Raw genomic sequence first — 3034 nt, 5'->3', positions numbered from 1 at the left:
AGAACAAAATGCTCGACAACCCGCCCGGTGATGATCCGGTCATCACGCTGACCGCCCGGATTGTCGCGGCCTACGTCACGAAACACAAGCTGCCGACGGACCAGCTTCCGGGCTTGATTGGTCAGGTCCATGCCTCCCTCGGTGGTCTTGGCAATGCCCCCGAGCCCGAGCAACCGGCAGAGAAGCCTGTTCCGGCTGTCCCGATCCGCAAGTCAGTCCATGACGACTATCTGATCTGCCTGGAGGACGGCAAAAAATTCAAAACTCTCAAGCGGCATCTGCAGGTTCATTACGCTATGACACCTGACGAATACCGCGAGAAGTGGGGGCTTCCGAAAGAGTACCCCATGACCGCCCCGGCCTACGGTGCCAGGCGCGCGGAACTGGCACGGTCAATCAGCCTGGGCCACATCCGGTCAGCAAAGGCCGTATTGGAACCCGAAGCAGCCGGCACGAGTGAACCCGCCGAGGAAAAGCCTGCCACGCGCCCGCGCAAGCCGCGCAGCTCCCAAACCTAACCTGGTCATGTCCAACTTACTCAGACCGGTGGCCGAAGGCGCTGGATGGTCATGTGGCTGACGTTGTACGAGCGGGCGATATCGGTAGCGGTTCGCCGCTGGCCTTGCGCTCAAGCGCCTCGGCCTGCTGGGCGGGGCGTCAGTTTGAACGGTCGTCCCATGCGCTTCGTTGAACGGGCGCGGCCTTCGGCCGTCCGGCTGGCAATCAGCTCCCGCTCGATCTCGGCCAGGCCGCCTAGGATCGCCAGGTACATGCGGCCCGAGCTGGTCGAGGTGTCGGCCATCGGCTGTGCCATGTCGCGGAAGTTTGCCCCGGCATCGACAATCTGGCTGACGATCCGGAACATCTGGAAAATTGAGCGGGCGAGGCGGTCGGTCCGCGTCACCACGACGAGATCGCCCTCGCGCAGGTTCTTCACCATCTTCACCAGCTGCTTGCGATCGTCGCGGGCGCCGCTGGCCTTCTCGTGATAGATGACCTCGCATCCCACCGCTTCCAGCTGGTCGAGCTGGACCTCCAGGGTCTGACCTACGGTGCTGACGCGTGCGTAGCCAACAAGGCGTAGCGGAGGGGCTGTTCTGTTCATGACTTACGTTCAGTCCGAGCGCTTGTTTTGGCAAGCGTCTGGTCCTTGAACATAAATCTTGACTTAAGAAAGATTGTCACCTTTACGAACAAAGCGCTCGTAAGCCCAATATGTAATGAAAGCTGCGACGCCTCCAATGATTGCCGTTGCAATGAAAGATGGTTCTCCCCATTGGCTCTGATATGCAGCACTTCCAAAGTAGATTATTATACCCGTCGTTATAGACGGAATAAGCAAGTTCATAATCCATAGATTGCTGTTTCTATTCATATTTTCATCTCACTTTTGCTGATCTCATTTGTTCCATAATGGCGGCTTACGCTACTCGACGCCGTGCTCCACAGACGTTAAGGCGCATCTGCACGACTTCTTTCGAACATCCATAGATAGAGGCACTCTCAGCGAGCGACATTCCGCTGCTGGCAATGAATAGCGAAACCTCGTCGGAAATTAGAAGGGCAGGGCCCAGCCAATTCGCTTCTTCCTCGTCCGCTTTATTGTGGGAACGCTGCCCGTCTGCTGCGTAAAGTGAGGGCACTGCGTGATGAAGGACAGCGTGCGCGATTTCGTGTGCGATATTAGATGATTGCCGACCTTCGTCATGTGCATCGTTATGGACGATCCAACGTATGCCGAAAATTTCGAGTGTAACGGCTGAAAAGAATCTTCGCCCCGCACCGAGCAGGAAGTATGCCAGATATCCTGGATCAGCCTGCACTTTGCTCAGTTCCAAGAGCGTAATGTCCAAGTGCTCGCAAAGGCGACGCACACATAGCGCTTCATGCGGTGCCAAGCCCAGTTCCGCGCGAAGTTCACGTGACCATGCGTTCGATTCGGATTTGAAACCGTGCCGCAACGCCATAAGCGCTAACTCCGGATCTTCCGGATCTGTTCGTACGCAGCCTTAATGATAGCCTCCATCGCCATTGCACCCTCTTTAGATAGGCTCGGATCAGCCCGAAACAAAGCGCTAACTTCAGACAGAGTCTCGGGATTCTGCTTTTTTCTCGAAATGATGAAATCATCAGCCCGGAGGCCTGACCAGGCACATAGCGCTGACAGACTATCGACGTCCGGCTTCCTCCCTTGAGACATACGCGTAAGGGTGGATGCTGGGACTTTCGCCTGCTCTGCAACCTTCTTCCACGTGAGGCCACGCGCGCTTCGCGCCGCGTCGAGAGCAGCGATAAAACCCTCTCCGTCAAATCTTGGGGATAACTCGTCGTTGCGATCTTGCAATTTAATTCCTCAAAGGCAATATACGGATGTGGTTGCAATATCGCAATCGAAACCCGCATCGGCAACCGATGCTTACCATGAAAGTTAATGCAATGACAAAAAGCAAGGGCGGCGGCCATTATCGCAGCGCAATAAGCGGTCGCTACGTCACGACGGCCCACGGGCAACGTAGCCCCCATACCACGGTACGCGAGGCCCCGGGCCCCAGCGGTAGCACAGGCGGCGCAACACGTAGCGCCATCTCCGGACAGTTTGTCCGCACCGGCCCTTCCAGCACCACGACCAGGGAAAAATAAGTGGGCCTCCGCCCATCCTATGATCCTCCCCTCAAGTATCGATAACGGTCAGCCTTCAGGTTGGCCGTTATTTTTTGAGAAAAGACGTGAAAATACAGCAATTCATTATTCACGAATTTTGCAAGATGCATGAATCCTGATTATTTAATTTCTCATGAACCAATTTGACGGTCGTTCTATGCGTAGAAAAATCTGGTTGCACCGGATTGGCGCAATATAGGCTCCTAGAGCCGCGCGAACATTATTCGTGATTTTTGAGCGCGTTAGCTCAGTCCAGGCGCCCCCGCCAACGGTTCGATTCCGTTCAAGGCGTCGGATCGAGTTGGATCGTCTTGAAGCAGGACCCTTTCGCTTAATGGTAGGCCACCGGTTGGACATCCATCAGGGCGGAACG

General features: G+C 55.7%; 3 protein-coding genes. 1 reads left to right on the top strand and 2 read right to left on the bottom strand.

The genetic code is table 11. From position 1 onward, the window contains the following. Positions 1-8: 8 nt before the first annotated feature. On the top strand, positions 9-518 hold the full coding sequence (locus C8J33_RS26675) for a MucR family transcriptional regulator (protein WP_132665923.1): 510 nt from the start codon (positions 9-11) through the stop codon (positions 516-518). 110 nt (positions 519-628) lie between these two features. Here C8J33_RS26675 and C8J33_RS26670 read toward each other — a convergent pair whose 3' ends face one another. Together C8J33_RS26670 and C8J33_RS26665 are read right to left on the bottom strand one after the other, a co-directional pair. After that, the gene (locus C8J33_RS26670) at positions 629-1105 is read right to left on the bottom strand and encodes a recombinase family protein (RefSeq protein WP_245507310.1); all 477 of its coding nucleotides are present in this window, start codon (positions 1103-1105) and stop codon (positions 629-631) included. Positions 1106-1421: 316 nt separating this feature from the next. Next, the gene (locus tag C8J33_RS26665) at positions 1422-1967 is read right to left on the bottom strand and encodes an ImmA/IrrE family metallo-endopeptidase (RefSeq protein ID WP_132665922.1); all 546 of its coding nucleotides are present in this window, start codon (positions 1965-1967) and stop codon (positions 1422-1424) included. Positions 1968-3034 lie beyond the last annotated feature (1067 nt).

Origin of the sequence: Rhizobium sp. PP-CC-3G-465 (assembly GCF_004343445.1) — a bacterium.
In the GTDB taxonomy this organism is placed as follows: domain Bacteria; phylum Pseudomonadota; class Alphaproteobacteria; order Rhizobiales; family Rhizobiaceae; genus Ferranicluibacter; species Ferranicluibacter rubi.
The sequence above is the reverse complement of the archived record's forward strand: the minus strand, read 5'-3'. Positions and strand labels throughout refer to the sequence as shown.